At 41.8% G+C, this 306-nt stretch carries 1 tRNA gene; it reads right to left on the bottom strand.

Annotated features, from left to right (window positions below):
• Positions 1-141 precede the first annotated feature (141 nt).
• Positions 142-217: transfer RNA gene (locus tag BCT49_RS05365), tRNA-Val, on the bottom strand.
• Positions 218-306 lie beyond the last annotated feature (89 nt).

Raw genomic sequence — 306 nt, 5'->3', positions numbered from 1 at the left:
TTCCAAATTGTTAAAGAGCATGAGACTTTAAGAACCAGTGTTCTAAAATTCACATTTTCTAAAGACTCTCAGGGTCAAACACACCAACCAACGACAAAAGAAGTGGTTTGGATATGACAATAACCAAGAATGTTTAAAGAATGGTGGGCGATACCGGGCTCGAACCAGTGACCCCCTGCTTGTAAGGCAGGTGCTCTCCCAACTGAGCTAATCGCCCACGATAGTTTCTTTTGTCTTCACTTTTAATAAAAGTGAAAATAAAAGCCATCCTTTACGCGGAGAAAGAATGGTGGGTCGTGCAGGATT

The sequence above is a fragment of the Vibrio lentus genome, assembly GCF_002875945.1.
GTDB classification, from domain to species: domain Bacteria; phylum Pseudomonadota; class Gammaproteobacteria; order Enterobacterales; family Vibrionaceae; genus Vibrio; species Vibrio apostichopi.
Note: the sequence above shows the minus strand (reverse complement) of the source record. Positions and strands in the feature narration are given on the sequence as shown.